The 6,090-nt window shown below is 61.3% G+C and carries 5 protein-coding genes; 2 read left to right on the top strand and 3 right to left on the bottom strand.

Annotated elements, in window-relative coordinates; translation table 11 throughout:
* A partial coding sequence (locus tag JO015_09690; protein ID MBV9999370.1) for a PAS domain S-box protein occupies window positions 1-1,581 on the bottom strand: 1,581 nt, incomplete at its 3' end.
* Between the two features lie 190 nt (window positions 1,582-1,771).
* Here JO015_09690 and JO015_09685 point away from each other — a divergent pair.
* A complete protein-coding gene (locus tag JO015_09685; protein MBV9999369.1) occupies window positions 1,772-2,311 on the top strand; it encodes a universal stress protein in 540 nt (179 codons plus the stop codon).
* Window positions 2,312-2,881: 570 nt separating this feature from the next.
* On the opposite strand, the gene JO015_09680 is transcribed toward JO015_09685, so the two are convergent.
* Window positions 2,882-3,544 carry a DUF4145 domain-containing protein gene (locus JO015_09680; protein ID MBV9999368.1) on the bottom strand — a complete coding sequence of 221 codons (663 nt, stop codon included), beginning with the start codon at window positions 3,542-3,544 and terminating at the stop codon, window positions 2,882-2,884.
* Between the two features lie 375 nt (window positions 3,545-3,919).
* Window positions 3,920-4,957, bottom strand: a complete 1,038-nt coding sequence (locus JO015_09675) for a hypothetical protein (protein ID MBV9999367.1) — start codon at window positions 4,955-4,957, stop codon at window positions 3,920-3,922.
* A 722-nt stretch (window positions 4,958-5,679) separates the two neighbouring features.
* Between JO015_09675 and JO015_09670 the strand changes: the two genes are divergently transcribed.
* On the top strand, window positions 5,680-6,027 hold the full coding sequence (locus JO015_09670; protein MBV9999366.1) for a hypothetical protein: 348 nt from the start codon (window positions 5,680-5,682) through the stop codon (window positions 6,025-6,027).
* The last annotated feature ends 63 nt before the right edge of the window (window positions 6,028-6,090 follow it).

Raw genomic sequence — 6,090 nt, 5'->3', positions numbered from 1 at the left:
GTTACCCGTTACCTTCGCGGCGATCTCAGCCAGCACCGTCTCCAGCGTCGCCGGATCCACCGGCTTGACCAGATGCCGTGCGAAACCTGCATCCGTGGATTTGCCCCGGTCCGCTTCTTGTCCCCAGCCGGTCATGGCGATCAGCATCGCGTCCTTGGTTTCCGGTCGCTTCCACAATCCGCAGGCCACTTCGTAGCCGTCCATACCGGGAAGCCCGATGTCGAGTAACACGACGTGCGGCTTAAACCTCGAGGCGAGCGTCAGCGCCGTCGGCCCATCGTATGCAACCTGGCAGGCATACCCCTGCAGCTGCACCACGATGGCCAGGCAGTCGGCTGAATCAGCGTTGTCGTCAACGATCAATACCCGCAGATCGGCCGGCCCGGCGGGTCGGGCCGCGGCTGATGACGGGGGCTCCAGCTCCGGCTTATGGTCTTGTGAGACCACCGGTAGGCCTATCACGAACTCGCTTCCCTTACCGATCCCAGGGCTGAAAGCGTGCACGTTGCCCCCGTGCAGTTCGATCAATTGCCTGACGAGGGTCAGCCCGATGCCCAGGCCGCCGATGGACCGGTCCAGCCTGCGTTCCCCCTGCACGAAGAGGTTGAAGATCAACGGGATCATCATGGGTTCGATGCCGATTCCCGAATCCTGGACCCGAATTTTGACCTCTTTGTTCGTCACACCCACGGCCACCCAGATCCGGCCGCCCCGGTTGGTGTACTTGCTGGCGTTGTTCAGCAGGTTTCCGACGACCTGCTCCAGCCGCGTGCGGTCCCCATAGACCAAGGCCGGCTGCTCGGGATAGCTCACGCTGAGGTGCTGCTCGCGTTCCTCACATTCGGGCTGCGCAGCCGCCACCGCGTGTTCGACGACGGAATTGATGTCGAGCACCTCTTTGCGAATGTCAAACCGGCCTTGGTTGATCCGGGCCAGATCGACCAGATCATCCAGGAGCCGGGCCATGTGATGCACTTGCCGTTCGGCCATCACCCGCGCCCGCTCGGTCCTGGCCGGGTCTACTCCGGGCAGCCCGAGGATGTGCAGGGTGTTGCGGATCGGCGCGAGCGGGTTGCGCAACTCATGAGCCAGCAAGGCGAGAAACTCGTTCTTCTGGCGGTCGGTTTCCTGCAACAGCTCGATTTTCCTGCGCTCGGTCATGTCCCGGGTAACCTTGGCGAATCCCTGCAGGACGCGTTCCTTATTATAAATCGCCGTGATTACGACGTTGGCCCAGAACCGAGTGCCGTCCTTGCGAACCCTCCAACCTTCATCCTCGATGCGCCCGAACTCCAACGCGTTTTTCAGCTCCCACGCCGGCCTGTCGGCCGCGAGCGCATCCGGAGGGTAGAAAATCGAGAAGTGCCGGCCGAGAATCTCCTGACCCGAATACCCTTTGAGACGCTCAGCCCCGATATTCCAACTCGCAATGTGACCGGTCGTGTCCAGCATGAAAATCGCGTAGTCCTGAACCCCTTCGACCAGCAGCCGGAAGCGTTCTTCACTCTGCCGCAAAGCCTCTTGCGCGTCAGGGTGCGCTTTCGATGGTGAGAGGGCCTCAGATCCCGTTGGGTTCAACATAACAACTCCGTTCGTCAATCTCGCGCCAATCGCGGGCAACAACCACTCAGTATTCACTAATACCGGGAGGGCAGGGCAGGCCAGATTTTATTTATTAGGCTATTGAAAATTTTTTATATTATCAATAAAATTAAGATGCGAGCCTGTCTCCCGGACCACCTCACCGATTCCGACCCAAACGCCCCGGTCTATGCAACCCGCTTCCTCCCCAAACGTAATCGATCGCCTTCTGCGCGTCTCCCGGTCTCAACCTTTGGCTTCGGGATCCATCTCGAAGCTGAACCATCTTTTGCTGGTGGCCGATCTGCATCCCACTTCACAGGGGGCCATCGAGCTTGCCGTCGAACTCACCGAGCAATTCAACCCACGGCTCACCCTTATGCACGGAGGTGATTTACGGTCCCTGGCCGGAGGCCAGACGAGCAGTTCTCCGGAGGACCCGGACCAAAGGCGGCTTTCGCTCCTCTGCTTGCTCTGGCACCTGCGGCAACGTTGCCCCGAGATCGGCCTGTGCAGTGCTTACGGCCATCTTGCCACCCAGGTCCTGGAGGCGGCGGCCCAACGTAATGTCGACCTAGTGGTGCTTCCGGCAGACCTGTTCGGGCGGTTTCTCCCGCTGGTCAGCCGCAACCATGCCACGGAGAGGGTGGCCGGTGCGCCCTGTCCGGTGGTGGTCGTTGAGGATCAGAGGAGCGAAGACCTGGCCTCCGAAGGGTTGAACTTCCGGTAAAATCTTGCCTTCCTTCCCAGGTGCACTGCCGACGTTAAACCTATTAGACTGTATAAACCGTCCACGCCCAACGGGCCGGCAGACGGTTTGATGGCCTGAAGGGCCAAAGGAACTTAGCCCAGGGTTTACCCCACTGCCATTTAGTTAAGGGCCGCTGGAGGGGGGCGCTTTCGTCCCGAAGGGACGGCTGATCTTAGCCAGGGACTTCAGTCCCTGGACGGGGCATTTAAGAACGATCGCGTCCCGTCGGGACGCAACTTGCTGGGGAACGCCCGCTCAGGCACAGGCACTAAAGCTACTTGCCTAACCTCAGCCGTCCCTGCAGGACCAAAGCAATGCCCGGCCTTGTATCCTTAACCAAAGGGGAGTGGGGTAAAACCCTGGGCTAAGTTCTCCCCCCCTTCCAGGGCTGAAACCCGGCCGGCATTCTATCAAGATACCTATCTGAATGGTATAGACCGGGAATGACTCCGGAGGACAGCGAAACGGTGGACGCGGCCCGCCGCGAGTTTCTCGCGTCCGTCCAATCCAGGCTTACGATCGCGCGCTCCAGGAACGGCGTCCCGTCGCCTATGGCTCGAGCCTCGTGGCAGACATCGGCCCGCCCCGGCTCGTTTGCTGCAGGTCCTGCTTAAGCCTCGGAATCACGTACAGGGTTTCGAGAATGGCTTCGGCGATTCTCAGAGCCGCCGTAAGCTCGGTAGATTCCGGGGCGGTAATCTGGTGGGTCGTCGGGTTGCCGACGAGCCGCGGGCTGTAAAGCGTTGTCGCTTGCGCTTTTGAAAGCACCCCCAGGTCGGCGAGGGAATCGATCAAGCTCTCCAGGTTCTTGCCTTTGGCCCGCGCATCGTAGCAAACCGCTTCGATGAGCGTCCGCAAGCCGATGGTGGCCAGCAAAGGCAGCCCGGCATTCATGGCGCCCAGAATCTCTCGGTACACCCGCTCAACCGGACCGGGCAGATGCCGGATGTGCTCCAGCCATTCGTGACCTGCGGCGCGCGGAGGATAAAGCGTGACCTCATCCGGCGCACCATTCGCACCGGTCTGGTCCACGGTCGTCCGGACTTCACGGCATGAAAGCGTTTCGCACCCCTTGCAGCGAATCAGTTGGTAAACGACCCTCCGGCGACCGCCACGTTCGTCGTCGCAAATCTGTTCCGCATCCGCAACCAGCAAGTGACGCGTATCTCTACGGCAGCTTTTGCATCGAACCAGAATTGAATTGTCGTTCATACGGCTTGATCCGAGCCGATTTCAGGGCCACGGGATTATGGGGAGTTGTACTGGAAGATAGCACGCCCGTCCAGGAACTTGGCGCCATTGCCGCTAAGAGAAATGGCCGGCCCGGGTGCCGCCAGGGCCTGAGAATGCCCGGAAGGGGCCCGCGGCCCGTACAGGCTGCCCCGGAACGGGGCAGCCTGCGCTCAGCACTGCAACCCTGGAGGCCTGAAACGCCTCCCCTCATTTCGGCCTGATCGGCCATACCCCGGCCGGCTTAAGCAAAAAGTCTTGGCGGGAGGAATACCGCAAGCGGAAAGGTGCCGCGAGTCCAGGAGAACCCGATCAGCGGCGTTTGCCCGGCCCCGAAGGCCCAAACCCGAATTTTACTTACTTCCCGTTTCGGGTGGTGAGCCTCCCCCGGTGCGATCGCGCGGCCGGAGGCGTTCCGGATACGTCTGCCCTGGGCCGGTCGGCATCGGCTTTGGCGACGGCGTTATCCGTCCCCATGGGAGGTGGTGATGGTGATGGTTTCGCGTCCATGGGGGTTGGGGCCGGCGATGGCTGCGCGTCCGCGATCGTGAATGTAACCTCCGCGAGAGCCGGCGCGGAGTCCGGGGCACTGGCTTTGACGATCACACCGTAGGAACCGGGAGCCCGGGGAGTACCGAGGAGCCGCTTGCCGGCACTGTCCAGAGACACCCCGGCGGGCAGTTTCCCCACCACGGTAAGGGTCGCATCCGGGGTCATGGCGGGAATGATGGCAAGTGGGATTTCGAGGGGAGCGCCGACCCGGCCTTCAACCTCGGGAGGCACCTGCAGCGCCAGAACGGCGGCGGAAGTCAGATCCGGCTTGACGACGATGGTCATCTGGGCCGACGCACCCGTATAATTCGGCGCGCGGGCCGTAAGGATGATCGGCGAAACGCCGGCGTTTTGGACTGTCCCGTAAAGCTGCCGCCCCTTGGTGTCCAGAGACACCCCAGGGGGCAGGGGACCATCAACCTTCAAAACCAGATTGGCGGGCGTTTCCGGTCCGACCATAATCGGAACCTGCAACGCGTCGCCCGCGCGCGCGGTCACCTGGCCCGGCACTGCCAGGTAGAGCCGCTCCAATGGACGCACCTGCGCCGTCCGCGCCCTCGGCGAATGCATCAGCACGGCAACGGTACCGCCGCACACCCCAAGGAGAAAGAGGACGAAGGAGGCTGCCAGCCGGCGCCCCCGGCGTTTCGCCGGACGCGAACGGACCGTCGATGGCGGTGAAACCAGAACGATCTCACGGGCGCGCAAAGGGATAACCGGCCTGCCGCAGGTCGGGCAGATCGGCGTGGCTCCGTGCGGCAGGTCGATGATGTCGCGCCGGTCGGCCCGCTTACAATTTCCTAAATTCGTGCACAGGTAATCTTCCCAGCGGTATAAAGCCATCTGCTTGTCCTCGGTAAAATGCAGACCGGGTCCAACGCCAACGCCCGGCTCGGGCCGGTCATCAACCTCAGACTTGGCTCGGCGACGCATAGACCAGAAAAAACGTCTCGACCGGCCGCGTTCTTTTCTTTGGTCAGGCCCCACATCGACCAAGGCGCCCAACCCTTTCCGGCTTCATCCGGGCCGTTCCGGACAGCGTCAACGTCGCAAGGCCCGCCGCGCCCACCTTCCAGATCTGAGGAAATAGAACTGCAATTTTCATCCTGAGTGTCACTTCTTGGTTACTTCCAACTTCCAATTTACCGAGGTTCGAAGTCTTCGGGCGATCCTGCCCTGGATTCGGGCGAAGGACTACGCTGGACCAAAGCACCAGAAAAGGGTGGCAAAGTCCAGGAACGAAGGTCTACTTATTTTCGAGAATCTACAATTATTCTAAAAACACCCGGAAATTTGCGCCCGAGCGGAAACTTCCGGGCGGGCTCGAGTCTCTCCCGGTGAAGGCAGTGGAACGAAAAGGCGGCCCGGGCATCTGCAGTGCCGGGAGAAGTTTTCCCCAGGCAACGACGGGCGGCTCACCACAGCCAGTGAATTCGCAGCGGACCCCGGTTCCCGAGCAGATCCGAGGCTGCATCCTGCTGGCGCGATTAGAACTTACATAATTTCAGTAAGAACTACCAAATAGGTTATTAGCCAACCGCCGTACCCGCTGCCACACTCAGGCCATGCAGTCCTTATTTGCCTTCCTCCTTCAACTCTTCTCGAAAGTCTGGGCCGCAATCGCCCTGGCGTTTCTGACGGGCGGCGCTGCCGCCGTGTTCTCGTATTTGTCGGCCGACGCCGGATCGACTCCCAAAACCGGTACCCAACCGGTTGTGGTCGCTCCGGCGGGACCGTTCACCCATTCTCCTGCGTGCAACGGTTCGCTGCCGGTGGTACCCGAAGCCAACACCGGTTTAGTGCTGATTCCGGTTGTGGCTGCCATGCTTTTGCTTTCTTCCCGGCGGATGCTGACGGCGAAGGCCGGTGAGCCTTCGGTGGACCACGAAAGCAGCACCCGGCCTGGGTTCTGACCTGAGAGCACGCTGCCCTTTATCCGCCGTTCGGCCTGGCCGGCGGCGGAAGGGCAAAGAACT

The sequence above is a fragment of the Verrucomicrobiota bacterium genome (genome assembly GCA_019247695.1).
Classification (GTDB): Bacteria; Verrucomicrobiota; Verrucomicrobiia; order Chthoniobacterales; family JAFAMB01; genus JAFBAP01.
This window is presented reverse-complemented; position numbering and strand designations above follow the sequence as displayed.